Raw genomic sequence first — 18736 nt, forward strand, 5'->3', positions numbered from 1 at the left:
AAACGGTTAACTTCGGCGTCGTGGGCGCGGGCGGCCTAGGCTGCCGTCCATGCACCGCATGCTTGCCGACGATCTCGCCCGGTTCCCCGAGCTTCTGCGGTCGGCCCGTGAGATGGCCGCGCGTGCGCTGGCCGGGCTGGACGAACGGCCGGTGGCCGCGCTCGGCCCGGTACCCGCGCGGGCGGCGCTGCCCGAGCGGGGGGAGGGCGGGGAGGGCGCGCTGGCCCGGTTCGCCGAGCGGTGGGCGCCGGGTCTGTCCGCCTCGGCCGGCCCACGCTACCTCGGTTTCGTCACCGGCGGTGTGACGCCCGCCTCCCTGACCGGCGACTGGCTGACCTCGGCCTACGACCAGAACGCGGCCGGGGCCGCCGGCTCCTGGGGTACCGCCCTGGAGCGCGAGACGGTGGCCTGGCTGGCCGAACTGTTCGGGCTCGGTGAGGCGCACAGCGGGGCGTTCGTGACCGGGGCGACGATGTCCAACACGGTCGGTCTGGCGATCGCCCGGGAATGGCTCGGCGAGCGGCTCGGGGTGGACGTCTCCCGGGCGGGCGCCGCCGCGCTGGGCCCGGTCGAGGTGCTCTCCGGCAGCCCGCACTCCAGCGTCGGCAAGGCGCTGTCGGTGCTCGGCATCGGGCGGGACCGGCTGCGGCCGGTGCCGCTGCTGCCCGGCAACCGGGAGGCGGTGGACGTGACCGCGCTCGACTCGGCGCTGGCCGCGCTGGGCGGGCGGCCGGCGATCGTCGTCGCCAACGCCGGCACGGTGAACACCGTCGACTTCGACGACCTGCGGGCGATCGCCGCGCTCAAGGAGCGGTACGACTTCTGGCTGCACGTCGACGCCGCGTTCGGCGCCTTCGCCGCCCTCTCCCCCGCCCACGCCCCGCTCGTCGCCGGTCTGGACGCGGCCGACTCGGTCTGTGTGGACCTGCACAAGTGGCTCAACGTCCCCTACGACGCGGCCGTGCAGTTCACCCGCCGCCGCGACCTCCAAGTGGCCGTCTTCCACAACGAGTCCCCCTATCTGGGCCCGCCCACCGGCGACCCGGACTTCCTGCACCTGACCCCGGAGACCTCCCGCCGGCTGCGGGCGCTGCCGGCCTGGTTCTCCCTGACGGCGTACGGCCGTGCCGGGTACCGCGAGATCGTCGAACGCAACGTCGCCGAGGCCCGGCGTCTCGGCTCTGGCATCGACGCCCTCCCGGACCTGTGCCTGCTGGCCCCGGTCCGGCTCAACGTGGTCTGTTTCACCCTCGCCGAGAACCCCACGCAGGAGCGGGTGGACGCCCTGGCCCGGGCGCTCGCCGCGTCCGGGGAGACGTTCCTCACCCCGACGGTGTACGGCGGGGTGCCGGCGCTGCGGGCGGCGTTCAGCAACTGGCGGACCACCGAGGACGACACCCGGCGGGTGCTGGCCGCGGTCGCGGCCGCGTCAACGGCCCTGTGACGGCGCATGCCGGGCCTCCCGGTGCGGCCGCAGCGCCGCGTGGAAGCCGCTGTGGACGGCGGTGAGGCCGCCGTCGACGCGGAGCGTGGTGCCGGTGATCCAGGCAGCGTCCCCGGAGGCGAGGAAGGCGACGGCCGCGGCGATGTCCGCCGGCTCGCCGACCCGGCCGAGCGGGTAGAGCGGCCCGAGGGCGTCGAGTTCGTCCTCCCGTTCCGCCCACGCCGAGGTGCGGACCGTGCCCGGCTCCACCAGGTTCACCCGGATCCCGCGCGCGGCCGCGTGCCCGGCGAGGGTGCGGGTCAGCGAGCCGAGGCCGGCCTTGGCGGCGCTGTACGCGTGGTTGCCGAAGTCGGCCTCGGCGTTGACCGAGCCGATGGTGACGACGGCGCCCCGGCCGGAGGCGGCCAGGTGCGGCAGGGCGGCCCGGCAGCAGCGGTACACGCCGGTGAGGGTGATGTCGAGGTCGAGATCCCAGCCGTCCTCCGGCTGGTCCTCGAAGAGCGGGACGTCCGGGGTGCAGTGCGCGGCGCAGTTCACCAGCACGTCGAGTCCGCCGAAGGCGGCGACAGCACGGTCGACGGCGGCCGTCACGGAGTCGCGGTCGGCCACGTCACAGCCGAACGCCTCGACCGGCAGGCCCTGTTCACGCAGCGCGGCCGCGGTCCGCTCGGCCTCGGACAGGTCCCGGTCGGTCGCCAGCACCCGTGCGCCCTCCTCGGCCAGCCGCCGGGCGACGGCCGCGCCGATGCCGCGGGCCGCGCCCGTGACGAGAACCCCGTGTCCCGCAAAGCGATTGAGTCCGGTCATGGCACGACCGTACGGGCGGAAGGATCAACAGGACAGATAGCGTGCGGGCATGTCCGCGTTCTTGCAGCAACTCCCCGCCCTCATGGGCGTCGTGATCGGCGCGCTCGGTTCGTATCTCGCCGTGGTGCGGGGTGACCGGGTGCGGTTCCGGCGGGAACAGGAGGCGCGCTGGGACGAGCGCCGGCTGACCGTGTACGCGGAGTGGGCGCAGGCGCTGAAGAAGACCGTCTCCGTCGACTACCGGGTGGCCGCCCATCTGGGCAACGACCCGCATCCCCACCCGCTCTCCCCGCAGGAGGCCGAACCCCTGCTGGCCGCGGCCCAGTTGGCCCGTGATCCGTACGGCGAGAAACTCATCATGCTGGGCAGCCCGGCGGTGGTCGCGAAGGGCCAGGAGTGGGTGCTGGCGGTCATGGCGATGGAGCGGTTCCTGCGGGAGGAACGGCGGGATCCCGAGGCATGGCGGATCCTGCTGGAGCGGCAGCGCGACGGCCGCGACGACTTCTACGCGGCCGTCCGCGAGGACCTGGCGCTGCCGCCCGGCCACCCGGGACGCCTGCCGCTGGCGGAGGCCTGACCTGCCGGTCCGTCGGGCGGTCCGGCAGGTCAGGCCTCCGGCACGTGCTCCCTCACGGTCTCCGTCGAGGGCCGCCCGGAAGCCTGACTTCCTCAGTCGCCTTCTCCCGGCGTCAGTGGCCGCGGGTGATCCACTCCTCCAGATGGGGGGCTTCGGCACCGATGGTGGTCGGGTCGCCGTGGCCCGTCAGGACCTTCGTCTCCGCAGGGAGGGTGAGCAGCCTGTCCCGGATGGAGTCGATGATCGTCGGGAAGTGGGAGTACGACCGTCCGGTCGCGCCGGGGCCGCCCTGGAAGAGGGTGTCACCGGTGAAGACGACGCCCAGTCCGGGCTCGTGGAGGCAGACGGCGCCGGGCGCGTGGCCGGGTGTGTGCAGCACGGTCAGGTCGGCGCCGGCCGCCTCGATGACGAGCCCGTCGGTCAGATGGTTGTCGGGCTCGCGGTCGGGGTGGGTGAGCTTCCACAGCGGCAGGTCGTCGGGGTGCAGCCAGATCTTGGCGCCGGTGAGGTCCGCGAGGGCGGGCGCGGCGTCGATGTGATCGTTGTGGGCGTGGGTGCAGACGATCGCCTTCAGCACACGGTCGTCGACCGCCTCGGCGATGGCCTCGGCGTCGTGGGCGGCGTCGATGACGATCACTTCGCGTTCGTCGCCGATGATCCATACGTTGTTCTCGACGTCCCAGGTGCCGCCGTCGAGGGTGAACTGTCCGGAGGTGACGAGGCGTTCGATGCGGGTGGTCATCAGAGCACCACCACCGAACGCAGCACGTCGCCCTGGTGCATCCGGTCGAACGCCTTCTCCACCTCGTCGAGCTGGATGGTCTCGGTCACGAAGGCGTCCAGCGGCAGCCGGCCCTGCAGGTGCAGGTCGATCAGCATGGGGAAGTCCCGGGAGGGCAGGCAGTCGCCGTACCAGCTGGACTTGAGCGCGCCGCCGCGGCCGAAGACGTCGAGCAGCGGCAGTTCGAGCTTCATCTCCGGGGTCGGTACGCCGACGAGGACGACCGTCCCGGCGAGGTCGCGGGCGTAGAAGGCCTGCCGGTAGGTCTCGGGGCGGCCGACCGCCTCGATGACGACGTCGGCGCCGAAGCCGCCGGTCAGCTCGCGGATCGCCTCGACCGGGTCGCCCGCGCGCGAGTTGACCGTGTGGGTGGCGCCCAGGGTGCGCGCCGTCTCCAGCTTCCGGTCGTCGATGTCGACGGCGATGATCTTCGCGGCGCCCGCCAGCCGGGACCCGGCGATCGCCGCGTCGCCGACCCCACCGCAGCCGATCACGGCGACCGAGTCGCCCCGGCCGACGTTGCCCGTGTTGATCGCGGCGCCGATGCCGGCCATCACCCCGCAGCCGAGCAGTCCGGCGACCGCCGGGGAGACGGCCGGGTCGACCTTGGTGCACTGTCCGGCGGCGACCAGCGTCTTGTCGGCGAAAGCGCCGATGCCCAGCGCCGGGGACAGCTCCTGTCCGGTCGAGGCGAGGGTCATCCTCTGCTTGGCGTTGTGGGTGTTGAAGCAGTACCAGGGGCGGCCGCGCAGACAGGCCCGGCAGTTCCCGCACACGGCACGCCAGTTGAGGATCACGAAGTCACCGGGCGCCACGTCCGTGACACCCTCGCCGACCGACTCCACCACTCCGGCGGCCTCGTGACCGAGCAGGAACGGGAACTCGTCGTTGATTCCGCCCTGCTTGTAGTGCAGGTCGGTGTGACAGACCCCGCAGGCCTGTACCTGTACGACGGCTTCGCCCGGCCCGGGGTCCGGCACCACGATCGTCTCGACCCGCACCGGCTCGTCCTTGCCCGGTGCGATCACGCCGCGTACTTCCTGCGCCATGGACCTGACCCTTTCGTCGCTCTGCTGACGTGCCTGTCTTCCGACCCTACGCGCGACCGATCGGTAACGGCACGGAGCACGTCGATCGTCGCGGATCTTTCCAGAGCAGATACCCCCGAGGGGTAAGGCGACCGGGGCCGGGGAAAGGAGTGTGCCGCCGTACGGCCGACGCATCCGGAACGCCGGGTCCGCTTCACCGCGGGCCGGCACGGCGGCCCTGGACGCGGCCTGACGAAGAGCGGTTCCACCCGTAGGCGACCGGACTCCGGGGCCGGGTCGGCCCGACGTAGCCTTGGTGCGCCGCCCACCGCCCGGACGAGGAGCACCGTGACCACCGCAGACGCAGTTTCGCCGCGACGGACGGGAGACCGGACCGGTCCGTCCGCGTTCCGGCTGCTCCTCTCCTATGTACGGCCGCACCGCTGGGCCCTGCTGGCGGGTGCGGTGCTCTCGCTGCTGAACGGGGCGACCGGGCTGCTGCTGCCGCTGGTGGCGCGCGGGTTGATCGAGGACCTGTCCCACGACCGTTCCATCAGCGGGAAGTTGCTCGCGATGGCGGGTCTGGTGGTCACCAACACCGTCGTGGGCGCCCTGGGTTCGTATGTGCTGCGGCGCACCGCCGAGTCGGTGGTGCTCGGGGCGCGGCGCACCCTGTCGTCGTACCTGCTGCGGCTGCGGATCACCGCCGTGGACCGCACCGAACCCGGTGACCTGATGGCGCGGATCACCTCGGACACCACCCTGCTGCGCGAGGTCACCACGGACTCGCTGGTCGCGCTCGGCACCGGCGGGCTCACCCTGGTCGCCACCGTGGTGATGATGGGGGTGGTCGACCCCGTGCTGCTGGGCGTCACGCTCGCGGTGATCGCCGGGGCGGGCCTGGTGCTGGGCACGATCGTGCCGCGCATCAACCGGGCGAGCCGACGGGCGCAGGACGCGGTCGGGGTGATGGGGGCCTCGCTGGAGCGGGTACTGGGCGCGCTGCGCACCGTGAAGGCGTCGGGCGCCGAGCACCGTGAGGAGCGGGCGCTGCACGAGGCCGCCGAGGAGTCCTGGCGGCAGAGCGTGCGGGCCGCCAAGTGGTCGGCCGCGGCGGGCAACACGGCGGGGCTCGCGATGCAGCTGGCGTTCATCACGGTCCTCGCGGTGGGCGGGGCGAGGGTGGCGACCGGCGCGATCGGCATCGGCACCCTGGTGGCCTTCCTCCTGTACGTCTTCTATCTGATGTCGCCGATCCAGCAGGTCGTCGGCGCGGTCACGCAGTACCAGACCGGTGCCGGCGCGCTCGCCCGGATCCAGGAGGCGCTCCGGCTGCCCGCCGAACCCCCCTCCGCGCCCGCCGAGTTGCCGTCCCCCGGCGCCGAACCGGCCGCCGTCACCTTCACCGACGTACGCTTCCGCTACGCCGACGACCTGCCGTACGTCCACCACGGAGTGAGCTTCGCGATACCCGCCCGGGGCATGACGGCGTTCGTCGGCCCGTCCGGCGCGGGCAAGACCACCGTCTTCTCGCTGATCGAGCGGTTCTACGACCCGGAGTCCGGCACGATCACCCTCGACGGCCGTCCGCTCGCCGACTGGGACCTGCCCCTGCTGCGCTCGGCCATCGGATACGTCGAGCAGGACGCGCCCGTGCTGTCGGGGTCGCTCAGGGACAACCTGCTCCTCGGCAATCCGGAGGCGGACGAGGACACGGTGACGCGGGTGCTGAAGACGACGCGGCTGGACGGTCTGGTGGCGCGGCTGCCGCAGGGCCTGGAGACGCTGGTCGGGCACCGCGGGACCAAGCTGTCCGGCGGCGAACGGCAACGGGTCGCGATCGCGCGGGCGTTGCTGCGCCGACCCCGGCTGCTGCTCCTGGACGAGGCGACCTCGCAGCTGGACGCGGTGAACGAGGCGGCCCTCAGGGACACGGTCGCCGATGTGGCGCGGTCGACGACGGTGCTGGTGGTCGCGCACCGGTTGTCGACGGTGACGACGGCCGACCGGATCGTGGTGATGGACGCGGGCCAGGTCCGCGCGGTGGGCACGCACCGGGAGCTGGTGGCGGCGGATCCGCTGTACGCGGAGCTGGCGGCGACGCAGTTCCTGGCCGCCGAGCACTGAGCGCCCGGTACCCGGCCGCCCACCCACCGGCTACGGCGAAGGGCCGCCCCTTACCGGGACGGCCCTCGGGGTGTGGCCGGGGGTCAGGACCCGATGCCCGGCACCAGCCCCATGGCGGGCGCGGCCAGGTCGGTGAGCTGGTGCAGTTCACCCAGCTTGTGGAGTCCGTTCAGTCCCTGCAGCTGCTCCGAGACCTTGGGGACCTCGTCCTTGTACTCCGCCGGGATGTCACTGCGGGCCAGCGAGTCGAGCACGCCGATCGGGCTGAGCTTCCCGGGGTGCTGCGCGTCCGCGTCGGCCGCGTTCGCCAGCGGCGCGGCGAGGCCGGTGACCCCGACCGCGAGGCCGACGGCGGCGACGATACGTCGTGTTGAGATCATGTCTCCAGCAACGGGCGCGGCGCCCGGCCGGACACGGGCAGCCGGTCCCCCTCACCCGTCAGGCGGAGCGCCCGGCCTGCGCTTGCCGAGCGCGGCGGGGCGGAGGAGGCTCGAAGGTGGGGCTGTCGCGGCCCGCTCCGTATCGGGTCGCGGGCTCCCGCAGGAGGTCATCATGGGCACCGCGACAGGCTCCACGTTCGATACCGAGACACTGCGCCGGGCCGTGGAGGGGAACACGGGGAACACCCTGCTGGCGCTCTACACGGACGACGCGGAGATCCGCATCGTCGACCGCACCACCCAGCCCAGCCACCCCAAGGTCCTGCACGGCCGCAGGGACATTGCCGCGATGCTGGACGACGTCTACAGCCGGGACATGACGCACAAGGTGGACCAGTGCATCGTGCAGGGCGACCGGGCCGCCTACAGCGAATCCTGCGAGTACGCGGACGGCGTCCGGGTGCTCGCCGAGTCGATGATCACGCTGCGCGACGGCAAGATCGCCGAACAGATCATGATCCAGGCATGGGACGAGTAGCCGGAAGGACCGCGAGGGTCCAGGTCAGCGCCCGGCTGACCTGGACCTTCTCGGCGCGAGCGGGACTCGGGCAGCGCCGCCGCACGCGTCCGCGTACGTCCGTCATGCTGCTGCGGACGGCCCTGCGAGCGGCGCACCGCCGTGGGAGACGCTGAAGGTCTCGGTTACGCTGGGCGCGGGCCGTGACTGGCGCTGAGGTGGAGCACCACCGGGGAGCGGTCCGCACTGTCGATGCCGTGCGCCTGGGCGATCAAGGTCGAACCAGCTCAGGAGCGTGCCGCATGACCCCTGCCCGTCTCATGGACGGAACCGCCGTCGCCCGCCGGATCGTCGAGCAGACCGCACAGCGGGCCGCCGAGTTCACCGCCCGCACCGGCACCACGCCGTGCCTGGCGACGGTGCTGGTCGGCGAGGACCCGGCCTCCGTCACCTACGTCCGGATGAAGCAGAACCGCAGCCGCAAGGCCGGTATCGCCTCCCGGCACGTGGCGCTGCCCGCCACCACGACCACCGGGGAACTCGTCACCACCCTGCGGGAGTTGTCCGCCGACCCGGCGGTGCACGGCATCCTGCTCCAGCATCCGGTCGGCGAACACATCGACGAGCGGGCCGCGTTCGAGGCGATCGCACCCGAGAAGGACGTGGACGGCGTGACCTTCGCGTCGTTCGCGACGATGAGCTTCGGCCTGCCGGGCTTCGTCTCCTGCACGCCCGGCGGCATCCTGCGCCTGCTCGACGCGTACGACGTGGACCCGGCCGGGAAGCGGGCGGTGGTCGTCGGCCGCAGCGCGATCCTGGGCAAGCCGGCCGGCATGCTGCTGCTCGCCCGTGACGCCACCGTCACCTACTGCCACTCCCGCACCGCCGACCTCTCCGCGGCCGTCCGCGAGGCCGACATCGTGGTCGCCGCCGTCGGACGCCCCCGGCTGATCCGGGGCCAGGACGTCAAGCCGGGGGCGGTCGTGCTCGACGCGGGCTACAACGAGGGGAACGTCGGTGACGTCGACTTCGACACCGCGATCGAACGGGCCTCGCTGATCACGCCGGTGCCGGGCGGGGTCGGTCCGATGACCATCGCCGTGCTGCTGGAGCAGACGGTGACCGCGGCGGCCCGGCAGCTCGGGGTGTGATCAGCGCATCCAGGCGCTGTAGTCCATGACGTCACCGGCCCGCACCCCGTACTCGGGGTCGTCCCGGGTGAACGTGGTCTCCAGGCCGAGTACGGCACCGGTGGCCGGGTCCAGGATCAGCATCCGCCGGGCGCCCGAGGCCTCGTCGTGGACGTACGCCTGCCCGGTGCGGCCGAGCCGATCGGTGACCTGGCCGGCCGGGCGCAGCCCCTCGGCGTCGGCGAGGAGTTCGGCCAGGGCGGCCGACTCCCGCGCGCCGAGCGTCCAGTTGTCGAGCAACTCGCGGGTGGCGTCCAGGAGTTCCGACGTGGTGAGGGTGTGGCTGTAGATCAGCTCGGTCAGGTAGGTGCGCAGTTTCGCCGGGTCGTGCGGGGGTGTGGCGAGCGGCGGGGCGTCCCCCCACATCGGGGGGAAGGTGCGCCGGCTGAGCACATGGCCGTCCTCGACCAGCCGCGACCGGTCACCGTCGTCGGTCAGGACCGGGCGGCCCGGGTGGGCCGGGTCGGTCGCCACGACCACCTCGGTGTGGCTGCCGTCCGCGGCCCAGCGCACCACCCGCTCCTCGGGCAGCGTGACCGGCGGCCTGCCGTCGCTCATGCCGAGGCTCCAGGACTGCACATGGGTGCCCTGAAGCAGCGCCGGGGACCCGTCCTGGGCCGCCACGGCGGCCAGTTTCGCGACCTCGGCGAGCGGTACGGGGATGGAGTGGACGCGGACGGCCAGCGGCCGGGGTGCGGCGACCGCGGGAGTGCCGGCGGAACCGCCGAGCAGCACGGTCAGGACGGTGGCCACGGCGACGAGGGCCGCGGCGAGCGACCACACCAGTCGCGGCCGGGTCCGGCGCCGGGGGGTCGGATTGTCGTGCAGCAACCGGGCGAGGTGCCGTTCGGCGGTGTGGTCCAGGGGGCCGTCGCCGAAGTGGGGGCCGTCGGCGGGTGCCGGGTCGGCGGCGCGCAGCAGGTCGAGTTCGTCAGCCATGGCGGTGTTCCTCGGGGAGAGCCTCGGCGGCAGGGGGGCGCAGTCGGTCGATCTCGGCTCTGAGCCGGCGGCGGGCGCGGTGCAGCCGCATCGCCGCCGCCCGGCTGCCGCAGCCCAGGGCGACCGCGACCTCGTCGACGCCGAGCTCCTCCCACGCCGTCAGCCGCAGCACCTCCTGGTCGGCCGGGGAGAGCCGGCCCAGCGCCTCGTGCACCCAGGAGCCGGGGCGTTCGGTGTCCGGGCCGGCCACGGTCTGCCGCCCGTGGGCGCTCTCGTCGTTGCCCAGCCGGTCCACCAGCCGGCGCCGGCGCCCGTATCCGCGTACCGCGTTGGCGAGGCAGTTGCGTGCCACGCCGTACAGCCAGGGCAGCGGGGTGGCCGGCAGGTCGGCGCGCCGGCGCCAGGCCACCGTGAACACCTCTGCCACCACTTCCTCCACCTCGCCGGTCCGCCCGTCCAGTCGCCGCGCGACATAACGGCTGACCGCCCAGTAGTGCTCGCGATAGGCAGCGGCGAAGATCTCGTCGTTGCTCATGTTCGGTTCCTGTCCGGCACCTTCCCGATCGTCACACCCCTTTCCGTGACGCTCGTCGCATCCGTCGAGTGTGACCGGCACGCACCGCCCGGACACAGGCGGGGCATGAGGAACCTCAAGTGGCTCACGACCACGGATCACAAGACGATCGGCACGCTGTACCTGGTCACAGCGTTCTCGTTCTTCTGCCTCGGTGGCGTGATGGCCCTGTTCATGCGCGCCGAACTGGCCCGGCCGGGCCTGCAGATCATGTCGAACGAGCAGTTCAACCAGGCGTTCACGATGCACGGCACGATCATGCTGCTGATGTTCGCGACCCCGTTGTTCGCGGGCTTCGCGAACTGGATCATGCCGCTCCAGATCGGCGCACCCGATGTCGCCTTCCCGCGCCTGAACATGCTGGCCTACTGGCTCTACCTGCTCGGCTCGACCATCGCGGTGGGCGGTTTCCTCACCCCGCAGGGCGCGGCCGACTTCGGCTGGTTCGCCTACGCCCCGCTCTCGGACGCGGTGCGGACCCCGGGGGTCGGCGCCGACATGTGGATCATGGGTCTGGCCTTCTCCGGCTTCGGCACCATCCTCGGCGCGGTCAACTTCATCACCACGATCATCTGCATGCGCGCGCCGGGCATGACCATGTTCCGGATGCCGATCTTCGTCTGGAACGTGCTGCTGACCGCCGTCCTGGTCCTGCTGGCCTTCCCGGTCCTCGCGGCGGCCCTGTTCGCGCTGGAGGCGGACCGCAAGTTCGGTGCGCACGTCTTCGACGCGGCCAACGGCGGCGCGCTGCTCTGGCAGCACCTCTTCTGGTTCTTCGGCCACCCCGAGGTCTACATCATCGCGCTGCCGTTCTTCGGCATCATCAGCGAGGTCATCCCGGTCTTCGCCCGCAAGCCGATGTTCGGGTACATGGGCCTGGTCGGGGCGACCATCGCCATCGCCGGTCTCTCGGTGACCGTATGGGCCCACCACATGTACGTCACGGGAGGCGTGCTCCTCCCCTTCTTCTCCTTCATGACCTTCCTGATCGCGGTCCCGACGGGAGTGAAGTTCTTCAACTGGATCGGCACGATGTGGCAGGGCTCGCTGTCCTTCGAGACGCCCATGCTGTGGACCCTGGGCTTCCTGGTGACGTTCGTCTTCGGCGGCCTGACCGGCGTGATGCTCGCGTCACCCCCGATCGACTTCAGCGTCTCCGACTCGTACTTCGTGGTGGCCCACTTCCACTACGTGGTCTTCGGCACGGTCGTCTTCGCGATGTTCGCCGGCTTCCACTTCTGGTGGCCCAAGTTCACCGGCAAGATGCTCGACGAACGGCTCGGCAAGATCACCTTCTGGACCCTGTTCATCGGCTTCCACGGCACGTTCCTGGTCCAGCACTGGCTGGGGGCGGAGGGCATGCAGCGCCGGATCCCCGACTACCTGGCGGCGGAGGGCCTCGCCACGCTCAACACGGTCTCGACGATCTTCTCGTTCCTGCTGGGATCGTCGCTGCTCCCGTTCTTCTACAACGTGTGGAAGACGGCGAAGTACGGCGAGAAGGTCGAGGTGGACGACCCGTGGGGGTACGGGCGTTCCCTGGAGTGGGCGACATCGTGCCCGCCCCCGCGCCACAACTTCGTGTCACTCCCCCAGATACGGAGCGAGTCACCGGCGTTCGATCTGCACCACACCGTGGAGCGGGAGCTGAGCGCGCGATGACGGCAAGGGAGGAGGAACAGGCCCTGGTCACGCAGATCGAGGGACACCTGCTGCTGGCGGCGGCCCGCGAGGAGGGCCGGAGGGCGGCGGCCCGGGTGGCGGATCGAATGGGGTGGCTCACGGACACACAACGGGAGGATCTGGAGCGCCAGTTCGGGACCGAGTACCTGGCGCTGAGCCGCACGTCATGGCGCCGCACGGCGGAACGCGGCGAGGAGTTGCGGCGTGAGTACGAGCAGAGGTACCGGATCTTGCGCCAACGACTCATGGCCGGCTTCCTGCTCGCCTGCGCCCTGTGGGCGGCAGCGACCCTGATCTCACTGTCGACCTGAGCGTAGACGCGCCCCCAAGGGGCGCGGGGCTGTGTCTGATATGCGGCTACCGCCGCGTGTACACGACCAGCCACAGCCCACCCGCGCCCGACGAACGACCTACCTACTCAACTCTGGCTCCACTGCTGATTGGTCCCGCCGTTGCAGGCCCACAGCACCAGCGAAGCCCCGTTGCCGGTGGCCGCGCCGTACACGTCCAGGCACAACCCGGCGTTGACGTTCGTGATCGTCCCGTCCGAGTTGACGTTCCACTTCTGGTTGTTCTGCCCGTTGCAGTCCCAGATCACGACCTTGGTGCCGTTGGTGGTGCCCAGGTTGTACGCATCCAGGCACTTGTTGCCGTACACCACCAGCTCCTTGCGCGCGGTGTACGTCCAGGCCTGGTTCTGGCCGCCGCCGCAGTCCCAGATCTCCGCCTGGGTGCCGTTGGTGATGGTGTTGTTGTAGACGTCGGCGCACCGGCCGGACTGCTTGCCGACGAGCAGCGTCCCGTTGGTGCCCGGCACCGGACTCACCGCGACGGAGCCGAGCGTCGGCAGCGAACTCCCCGTGAAGGTGAGCGAGTTGCCGGAGCCCTTGCTCAGGTCGACCTGCACCGACACGGTCCCCTGCGAGGACCCGGTCGGCGGGAAGGAGACCGTGGTCGAGGTCTGGCCGTTGACCTGGAGCGTGCCGGTGACGGCGGTGGAGCCGGTGTTGGTGTAGGCGACGTCGACCACGTTCAGGCCGGTGCTCGCGGCGCTGACGCCGGTGTACTTGCCGGTGGAGGACGCGCTGTAGCCGGTGCTCGACGCCTCCGTGCCGCCGCTCACCTTCAGCAGCACCGAGCCGCCGGCCGGGACGGAGGCGGTGTAACTCGTGGCGTACGAGCCGAGGTTCGACTGCGCCCACAGGTCGCGGACCGTCGCGGAGGCGCCGGTCAGGCCGAGGTCGGACCAGCGGACGGTGATGTTCTGCGCGGTGGAGGTGCGGTTGAGCAGCACGACCGCGCGGTTGCCGGTGCCGGAGAGGACCTTGCCGTAGACCTGGAGGCCGGTGGTGTCCTCGGCGACCTTGACACCCTGCAGGCCGCGCGGGTCCTGGTCGACGGCGACGACGTCGGAGTTCTTGAGGATGGCGGCCGTCTCACTGGTCATCGTGGTGAGGTCGTTGCCGGCCAGCAGCGGGGCGCCGGAGATCGCCCAGAGGGCCATGTGGGTACGGTTCTGGGCCGCCGTGAGGCCGGTCATGCCGACCGTCAGCATGTCGGGATCGTTGTAGTAACCGGTGTGCTGGGCGGCCGGGTGCAGCGTCTGGTCGAAGTTGGACAGCACGCTCGCCTGCGACGCCGTACCGCCGTAGTAGTAGATGTCGGTGCTGGTCCGCCACATGGGGGCGAGGCCCGGTGCCCAGTTCCACGGGTTCTGGTAGCCCCAGTTGCAGATGGACAGGGTGAGCGGGCGGCCGGTGGCGGCGGTGGCCTTGGTGACCGCCGAGCTCAGCGACTTGTAGGCGGTCGCCGCGTCCAGGCCCTCGGCGTCGCCGCCGCACCAGTCGACCTTCACGAAGTCGAAGCCCCACTGCGAGAACTGGAGCATGTCCTGGTCGTAGTGGCCCTCGCTGCCGGTGTTCGCGGCGGCGGGGCGGCCGGTCGGGTAGTAGTAGCCGCAGCCGTTGTAGCCCGCGTCGGTGTAGATGCCGGCCTTCAGGCCCTTGCTGTGGATGTAGTCGGCGATGGCGCTCATCCCGCCGGGCCACTCACCGGTGTCGACGGTGATGTTCCCGGCGCTGTCCCGGGTGCCCTGCCACCAGCCCTCGTCGATGTTGATGTACTTGTATCCGGCGGCCGGCAGCCCGGCCGCGACGAACGCGTCGACCTGCTGCTTGATGACGTCGTAGTCGATCTTCGCGGCGAAGCTGTTCCAGGAGGCCCAGCCCATCGGGGCGGTCGGCACGGAGATCTGCCGCGTCGTCGCCGCCTGGGCCGGTCCGGGGGTGGCGAAGAGGAGCGCGGCGGCGGCCGTCAGGGCGAGGGCGAGGGCGCGTACGGCGGTGGCCCACAGGTGACGTACGAGACCGCTGCCGGTCGATCTGGGCCTGGGCGGGGGATACATGCGGCTCCTCCACGGGGGTGCACGGGGGTCTACGGCTCCGTCACGTTCGGCATTCCGAACAGAGATCGGCCTTCCGAACATGTCGCGCCGACCGTAGAGCCGGCGGAGGGTGAAGTCAACGGATGTGGCAGGGGTGAACTCGCCACGCTCCACGGGCCGTTGGCCCCATGCCGACCGCGCGCGCAGCCGCGCTCACCCGGCTAGTGGGCGCCGCCCGACGTCCAGTCCTCCGGCCGCAGCATCCCCACCAGCAACCGCACCAGTTCCTCCACGACGTCGTCCAGCGTCGCGTCCACCCACCCGGCACTCCAGTCGTGCAGCAACCCGTTCACGCTGCCGATGAAGGCCGTCGCCGCCAGCCGGTAGTCCCGCGGCGCCGCGTCACCGCGCGCCACCGCCGCGTTCGCCTCGCCGCATATCAGCTCCACCCACCGCGCCCGCCGCGCGAGGCGCTGTTCCTCCAGCCGCGGGCTGACGCCGATGATCTCGACGAAGGCGACCCGGATACGTCGCGGATCCGAGGTGACGTCCCTGGCGTACGCCCGGAAGAGCACCGTCACCCGCTCCACCAGCGGCAGCGGCTTGGCCTCCGGGAACGCGTCCCGCACCGCTTCCTCGGCCCACCCGTTGACCTCCAGGTGCAGCGCGGCGAGCACGTCCTCCAGTGTGTGGAACTCCTCGTAGAACTGCCGGGTCGACAGGCCGGCCGCCTGGCTGAGCGCGGCGACGGTCGTGACGCGGTATCCCGGTGTGTCGCCGAAGAGCTGGAGCGCCGCGTCCAGGAAGCGCCGACGCCGCTCGGCCTTGCGTTCCTCGGCGGACCGGCCGCCGTAGCGTCCCGTCGGTGCCTTGAGCCTGCCCGGCAAGATTGCCCCCTCCGTCATCCGCCCGATGACCAATTTTGTCGTGTACGCCTCTTGTGGAGTAAGCCGCCCTCTCCTTACTTTTCAGTAAGTTCACTTTGAACGCACCCGTGTTCAGTTTTCAAGACCCCTGGCCTGCACGCGCGCCCCCACACCCCCCTCAGAGGAGAGAGCAGTCATGCCTGCTTTCAGACCCAGGCACCTTTGCTCCGTAGCCGCCGCCCTCGTCCTGACCGTCGCCGCACCCGCGACAGCCGCCACCGCCGCCGACGCCTCCCTGCACGAGGTGCTGTTCGTCGGCAACAACTGGGACGGCACCGCGACCGTCCTGAACTCGTCCGGAGACTTCGCCAAGGTCGGCCAGATCAACGTCATTCCCGACAAGGACCAGCGGATCGCCGAGATCAACGCCGACCCGATCAAGTGGATCTACTACACCTCCATCCGCAACGAGGTCGGCCAGGGACACGACCAGTACGCCGACGACATGTACTCCACGCCGGACGGCAGGTCCGTGGTCGTCTCCCGTCCGAGCTTCGCCGACGTCGTCTCCATCGACCTCGCCACCGACACGATCAACTGGCGTTTCCCGGTGGCCGGTTACCGCGCCGACCACATGGCTGTCTCCCCCGACGGCACCAAGGTCGCGGTCTCGGCGTCCACCGCGAACAAGGTGCAGGTGCTGGACATCAACACCGGTAAGGAACTGGGCGAGTTCGCCACCGGTGACAAGCCGCACGAGAACGTCTTCACGAACGGCGGCAAGTACATCTGGAACATGTCGATCGGCGAGGTCACGACCTCGCTCGACGACCCGATATGGGACTGGACGAAGGGCGACCGGCACATCACCGTCGTCGACGCCACCACCTACAAGACGGTCCGGACGATCGACATGCGCCAGCGGCTGGACGCGATCGGTCTGACGAACTTCTCCGACGCGGTGCGGCCCGCCGCGTTCACCCCGGACTGGTCGAAACTGTACTTCCAGGTGTCATTCTTCAACGGCTTCCTGGAGTACGACGTCGCCACCGACAAGATCACCCGGGTGAAGACGCTGCCGGAGAACCCGGCGACCAGCACCGACCGCACCACCTGGCTGCTGGACTCGCGCCATCACGGCATCTCGATGAGCCCCGACGGGACCAAGTTGTGCGTCGCCGGGACGATGGACAACTACGCGACCGTCGTCGACCGGGCCACCCTGCAGGAGGGTCCGCTCGTGACCGCGTCGACCCCGTACTGGGCCACGGTGAGCGGTGACGGCAAGGACTGCGTCATCTCCGAGAGCGGCGCCGACCAGGTCACGGCCATCGACTTCGCCACCGGCGAGAAGGTGACCTCGGTCGCGGTCGGCGACCACCCGCAGCGCGTCCGGCTCGGCCATGTGCAGGCCGGCTGGACGGGGCCGTCCTCGAATTGACGGGCTGTCAGGCACTTTCGGCCTCCGGGGTCACACGGCCTCCCGGAGGCCGAAGCGCGTTGTCAGAACTTCGCCGCCACCCAGGCGGCCAGCTCGGCCTTGGCCGCGTTCAGCAGGGTGGAGCCGGGCGAGGTCGCCCCGTTGGTCACCAGCGCGAAGTGCAGCACGCCGGAGTCCGAGTCGCTGAGCAGCAGTCGGCGGCTGCCCGTGCCACCCGGTTCGACCGCCACGCCGACCGGGGTCGAGGACGTGTAGGACGGGGGTGCGTAGACGGTTCCCAGGTCCGAGACGACCGTGGTGGACGCGGTCGGGAAGGACGCGGGGAGGTGGAGTTCGGTGGGCGCGGTGGCGCTGCCGGAGCGCCAGACCTGGACGGCGTACTGGCCGGATCCCACCAGCGCGGCCACGTTCGGCAGCGAGCTGGGCACCGGGTTCCAGGTCAGGGTCGTGGAGCCGTCCCGGGAGCGGTCCTCGTAGGTGTAGGCGAGGGTGGAGCCGGAGGTGGCGCCCGGGTAGACCCGGTCGAGGAGCCTGGCGTCCTGGCGGAGGGTGACCGTGCCGGAGTCGTTCATGGCGACGGCCGAGAGGTCCTCGTCGTTCCAGGCGTCACCGGAGGTGAGGACCTTGTCGGGGTTGTCGTTCATCAGCTCGTGGTGGCGGCCGTTGTAGATGTCCCACTGCCACTGGGTGCCGGAGAGCACCGGGCCGGAGGACGCCGGGGTGGACCACCAGGTGGACCCGGGGAGGCGGGAGTCGAGGGCCTGGTACATGGCCTTGTCGACGGTCGGCGCCTTGCCGGCGGTCGTACCCGACAGCGGATGCCCGAACTCGCTGACGATCGCCGTGGTTCCGGCGGCCGAGGCGCGCTCGCGGACGGTGCCGAAGTCGGTCTTGTACTGCCCGTCGGAGGCGTTGCCCCACATCAGGATGCCGGAGATCGCCTTCTGGTCGTAGAAGTGGGTGTTGAAGACGTAGCGGGAGCCGAGCGTGCCCGCGTCCAGCAGCCCGCCCTCCTGCTTCTGGGTGTCGATGTTGGCGTTCCAGAAGAGGTTGGGCTCGACCAGGGCGGGCTTGGCGCTCCAGCCGGCCGCGTCCATCCGGGCCCGGAACTTCTGGTAGAAGGGCCACAGCAGGTTCTGCTCCCAGGTGCGGGAGGTCTGGCCGGAGTCGTAGGAGCCGGCGTACGGCTCGTTGTAGGGGTCGAAGCCGACGACGCCGGCGAACTGCTCGGACGTCAGATGCTGGGCCAGGTAGGCCATGGTGGTCTGGGCGGTGGCCAGGAAGGCGTCCTGGAGGCCGTAGTTGTTGTGCCAGAAGTCGTACTGGCCCTCCTGGACGGCCGAGTTCTGGGTGATGTTCTGGCCCCAGAACAGGCAGATGCCGCAGGATTCGGCCGGGTAGTCCCCCAGCGCCACGGCCCACTCGGGGGCGCCGTCGCCCGTGTACCAGCTGCCCGAGTTGAACAGGTAGCGGGAGTACAGGTCCTGGTGGAAGTCGGGGAAGACGCGGATGCCGGCGTCGAGGAACGCCTGCATCTGCGCGGTGACGGCGGCCAGGTAGGCGGTGTCCACCTGGCCCTTGGCGGGTTCGGCGTGCGCCCAGGAGAGCAGGAAGCGCACGGCGTTGCCGCCGCCGAGGGCACGCAGTGCGGTGGCGGACTTCTTCGCGTCGGCGACGGAGGCGAACGGCAGGCCGCTGTTCTCCTCCAGCTTGGTCTCGCCGGAGACGTTGTAGCCGCGCAGCACCACCTCACGGCCCTGGCCGTCGACGAAACGGCCGTTCTGCACGGTGAGCGAGGTGCCGTCGAACCACAGGGAGTCGGACGGGGTGGCAGCGGTGGCGGACGGAGCGCCCGCCACCGCGAGGAATCCACAGAGGACAACCAGGACAACGATCAGACGCGCCCGGATAGTAGTCATGTCCACTACAGTCTGGTGATTTCCGGACACCGTCAATACTTCTGACTCATGAGTAAGTTGAATACCTGCCCGGCACTTGT

The 18736-nt window shown here is 70.9% G+C and carries 17 protein-coding genes and 1 riboswitch; of the genes, 8 read left to right on the top strand and 9 right to left on the bottom strand.

Annotated features, from left to right (window positions below; translation table 11 throughout):
* Positions 1–49 precede the first annotated feature (49 nt).
* Positions 50–1444, top strand: a complete 1395-nt coding sequence (locus tag ACZ5K7_RS18325; RefSeq protein WP_468914578.1) for a pyridoxal phosphate-dependent decarboxylase family protein — start codon at positions 50–52, stop codon at positions 1442–1444.
* Here the strand turns inward: ACZ5K7_RS18325 and ACZ5K7_RS18330 are convergent.
* A complete protein-coding gene (locus ACZ5K7_RS18330; protein ID WP_351696897.1) occupies positions 1430–2251 on the bottom strand; it encodes an SDR family NAD(P)-dependent oxidoreductase in 822 nt (273 codons plus the stop codon). The genes ACZ5K7_RS18325 and ACZ5K7_RS18330 overlap by 15 nt on opposite strands.
* A gap of 49 nt (positions 2252–2300) precedes the next feature.
* On the opposite strand from ACZ5K7_RS18330, the gene ACZ5K7_RS18335 reads away from it, so the two are divergent.
* Positions 2301–2828, top strand: a complete 528-nt coding sequence (locus ACZ5K7_RS18335; protein WP_351696900.1) for a hypothetical protein — start codon at positions 2301–2303, stop codon at positions 2826–2828.
* 112 nt (positions 2829–2940) lie between these two features.
* Here ACZ5K7_RS18335 and ACZ5K7_RS18340 read toward each other — a convergent pair whose 3' ends face one another.
* Both ACZ5K7_RS18340 and ACZ5K7_RS18345 read right to left on the bottom strand, forming a co-directional pair.
* Positions 2941–3570, bottom strand: a complete 630-nt coding sequence (locus tag ACZ5K7_RS18340; protein ID WP_351696902.1) for an MBL fold metallo-hydrolase — start codon at positions 3568–3570, stop codon at positions 2941–2943.
* A complete protein-coding gene (locus ACZ5K7_RS18345) occupies positions 3570–4658 on the bottom strand; it encodes an S-(hydroxymethyl)mycothiol dehydrogenase (RefSeq protein WP_351696904.1) in 1089 nt (362 codons plus the stop codon). The genes ACZ5K7_RS18340 and ACZ5K7_RS18345 overlap by 1 nt, the downstream gene beginning before the upstream one ends.
* A gap of 327 nt (positions 4659–4985) precedes the next feature.
* Here ACZ5K7_RS18345 and ACZ5K7_RS18350 point away from each other — a divergent pair, with 327 nt between their 5' ends.
* Positions 4986–6764 carry an ABC transporter ATP-binding protein gene (locus ACZ5K7_RS18350; protein WP_468914581.1) on the top strand — a complete coding sequence of 593 codons (1779 nt, stop codon included), beginning with the start codon at positions 4986–4988 and terminating at the stop codon, positions 6762–6764.
* A gap of 83 nt (positions 6765–6847) precedes the next feature.
* Here the strand turns inward: ACZ5K7_RS18350 and ACZ5K7_RS18355 are convergent, their stop codons facing one another.
* Positions 6848–7144: a hypothetical protein gene (locus tag ACZ5K7_RS18355; RefSeq protein ID WP_351696910.1), complete on the bottom strand. Its 297-nt coding sequence runs from the start codon at positions 7142–7144 to the stop codon at positions 6848–6850.
* 172 nt (positions 7145–7316) lie between these two features.
* Between ACZ5K7_RS18355 and ACZ5K7_RS18360 the strand changes: the two genes are divergently transcribed.
* Complete coding sequence (locus ACZ5K7_RS18360; protein ID WP_351696912.1) at positions 7317–7682, top strand: nuclear transport factor 2 family protein; 366 nt, start codon at positions 7317–7319, stop codon at positions 7680–7682.
* Positions 7683–7854: 172 nt separating this feature from the next.
* Positions 7855–7937: riboswitch (ZMP/ZTP riboswitch) on the top strand.
* 26 nt (positions 7938–7963) lie between these two features.
* A complete protein-coding gene (locus ACZ5K7_RS18365) occupies positions 7964–8812 on the top strand; it encodes a bifunctional 5,10-methylenetetrahydrofolate dehydrogenase/5,10-methenyltetrahydrofolate cyclohydrolase (RefSeq protein ID WP_351696915.1) in 849 nt (282 codons plus the stop codon).
* On the opposite strand, the gene ACZ5K7_RS18370 is transcribed toward ACZ5K7_RS18365, so the two are convergent.
* Positions 8813–9790 carry a CU044_5270 family protein gene (locus tag ACZ5K7_RS18370; protein WP_351696917.1) on the bottom strand — a complete coding sequence of 326 codons (978 nt, stop codon included), beginning with the start codon at positions 9788–9790 and terminating at the stop codon, positions 8813–8815. It abuts the gene before it with no gap.
* Positions 9783–10325 carry an RNA polymerase sigma factor gene (locus tag ACZ5K7_RS18375; RefSeq protein WP_351696919.1) on the bottom strand — a complete coding sequence of 181 codons (543 nt, stop codon included), beginning with the start codon at positions 10323–10325 and terminating at the stop codon, positions 9783–9785. The genes ACZ5K7_RS18370 and ACZ5K7_RS18375 overlap by 8 nt, the downstream gene beginning before the upstream one ends.
* A 105-nt stretch (positions 10326–10430) precedes the next feature.
* Here ACZ5K7_RS18375 and ctaD point away from each other — a divergent pair, with 105 nt between their 5' ends.
* Together ctaD and ACZ5K7_RS18385 are read left to right on the top strand one after the other, a co-directional pair.
* Positions 10431–12026, top strand: a complete 1596-nt coding sequence (gene ctaD, locus ACZ5K7_RS18380; RefSeq protein ID WP_468914584.1) for an aa3-type cytochrome oxidase subunit I — start codon at positions 10431–10433, stop codon at positions 12024–12026.
* Entirely contained in the window at positions 12023–12358 is a 336-nt protein-coding gene (locus ACZ5K7_RS18385; protein WP_351696925.1) for a hypothetical protein, read from the top strand. The genes ctaD and ACZ5K7_RS18385 overlap by 4 nt, the downstream gene beginning before the upstream one ends.
* Positions 12359–12465: 107 nt before the next feature.
* On the opposite strand, the gene ACZ5K7_RS18390 is transcribed toward ACZ5K7_RS18385, so the two are convergent.
* On the bottom strand, positions 12466–14451 hold the full coding sequence (locus ACZ5K7_RS18390) for a ricin-type beta-trefoil lectin domain protein (RefSeq protein ID WP_468914585.1): 1986 nt from the start codon (positions 14449–14451) through the stop codon (positions 12466–12468).
* A 200-nt stretch (positions 14452–14651) separates the two neighbouring features.
* The gene (locus tag ACZ5K7_RS18395) at positions 14652–15317 is read right to left on the bottom strand and encodes a TetR/AcrR family transcriptional regulator (protein ID WP_468914586.1); all 666 of its coding nucleotides are present in this window, start codon (positions 15315–15317) and stop codon (positions 14652–14654) included.
* 175 nt (positions 15318–15492) lie between these two features.
* On the opposite strand from ACZ5K7_RS18395, the gene ACZ5K7_RS18400 reads away from it, so the two are divergent.
* A complete protein-coding gene (locus tag ACZ5K7_RS18400) occupies positions 15493–16737 on the top strand; it encodes a YncE family protein (protein ID WP_468914587.1) in 1245 nt (414 codons plus the stop codon).
* Positions 16738–16799: 62 nt separating this feature from the next.
* Here ACZ5K7_RS18400 and ACZ5K7_RS18405 read toward each other — a convergent pair whose 3' ends face one another.
* Positions 16800–18656 carry a cellulase family glycosylhydrolase gene (locus ACZ5K7_RS18405; RefSeq protein ID WP_468914589.1) on the bottom strand — a complete coding sequence of 619 codons (1857 nt, stop codon included), beginning with the start codon at positions 18654–18656 and terminating at the stop codon, positions 16800–16802.
* Positions 18657–18736: the final 80 nt, after the last annotated feature.

Source organism: Streptomyces sp. NPDC031497 (genome assembly GCF_055580905.1).

Coding starts and splice junctions, on each gene's coding strand:
- ACZ5K7_RS18370 (WP_351696917.1), bottom strand. CDS start 9,790: ATGGCTGACGAACTCGACCTGCTGCGCGCCGCCGACCCGGCACCCGCC.
- ACZ5K7_RS18360 (WP_351696912.1), top strand. CDS start 7,317: ATGGGCACCGCGACAGGCTCCACGTTCGATACCGAGACACTGCGCCGG.
- ACZ5K7_RS18375 (WP_351696919.1), bottom strand. CDS start 10,325: ATGAGCAACGACGAGATCTTCGCCGCTGCCTATCGCGAGCACTACTGG.
- ACZ5K7_RS18345 (WP_351696904.1), bottom strand. CDS start 4,658: ATGGCGCAGGAAGTACGCGGCGTGATCGCACCGGGCAAGGACGAGCCG.
- ctaD (WP_468914584.1), top strand. CDS start 10,431: ATGAGGAACCTCAAGTGGCTCACGACCACGGATCACAAGACGATCGGC.
- ACZ5K7_RS18365 (WP_351696915.1), top strand. CDS start 7,964: ATGACCCCTGCCCGTCTCATGGACGGAACCGCCGTCGCCCGCCGGATC.
- ACZ5K7_RS18325 (WP_468914578.1), top strand. CDS start 50: ATGCACCGCATGCTTGCCGACGATCTCGCCCGGTTCCCCGAGCTTCTG.
- ACZ5K7_RS18405 (WP_468914589.1), bottom strand. CDS start 18,656: ATGACTACTATCCGGGCGCGTCTGATCGTTGTCCTGGTTGTCCTCTGT.
- ACZ5K7_RS18335 (WP_351696900.1), top strand. CDS start 2,301: ATGTCCGCGTTCTTGCAGCAACTCCCCGCCCTCATGGGCGTCGTGATC.
- ACZ5K7_RS18340 (WP_351696902.1), bottom strand. CDS start 3,570: ATGACCACCCGCATCGAACGCCTCGTCACCTCCGGACAGTTCACCCTC.
- ACZ5K7_RS18355 (WP_351696910.1), bottom strand. CDS start 7,144: ATGATCTCAACACGACGTATCGTCGCCGCCGTCGGCCTCGCGGTCGGG.
- ACZ5K7_RS18330 (WP_351696897.1), bottom strand. CDS start 2,251: ATGACCGGACTCAATCGCTTTGCGGGACACGGGGTTCTCGTCACGGGC.
- ACZ5K7_RS18390 (WP_468914585.1), bottom strand. CDS start 14,451: ATGTATCCCCCGCCCAGGCCCAGATCGACCGGCAGCGGTCTCGTACGT.
- ACZ5K7_RS18385 (WP_351696925.1), top strand. CDS start 12,023: ATGACGGCAAGGGAGGAGGAACAGGCCCTGGTCACGCAGATCGAGGGA.
- ACZ5K7_RS18400 (WP_468914587.1), top strand. CDS start 15,493: ATGCCTGCTTTCAGACCCAGGCACCTTTGCTCCGTAGCCGCCGCCCTC.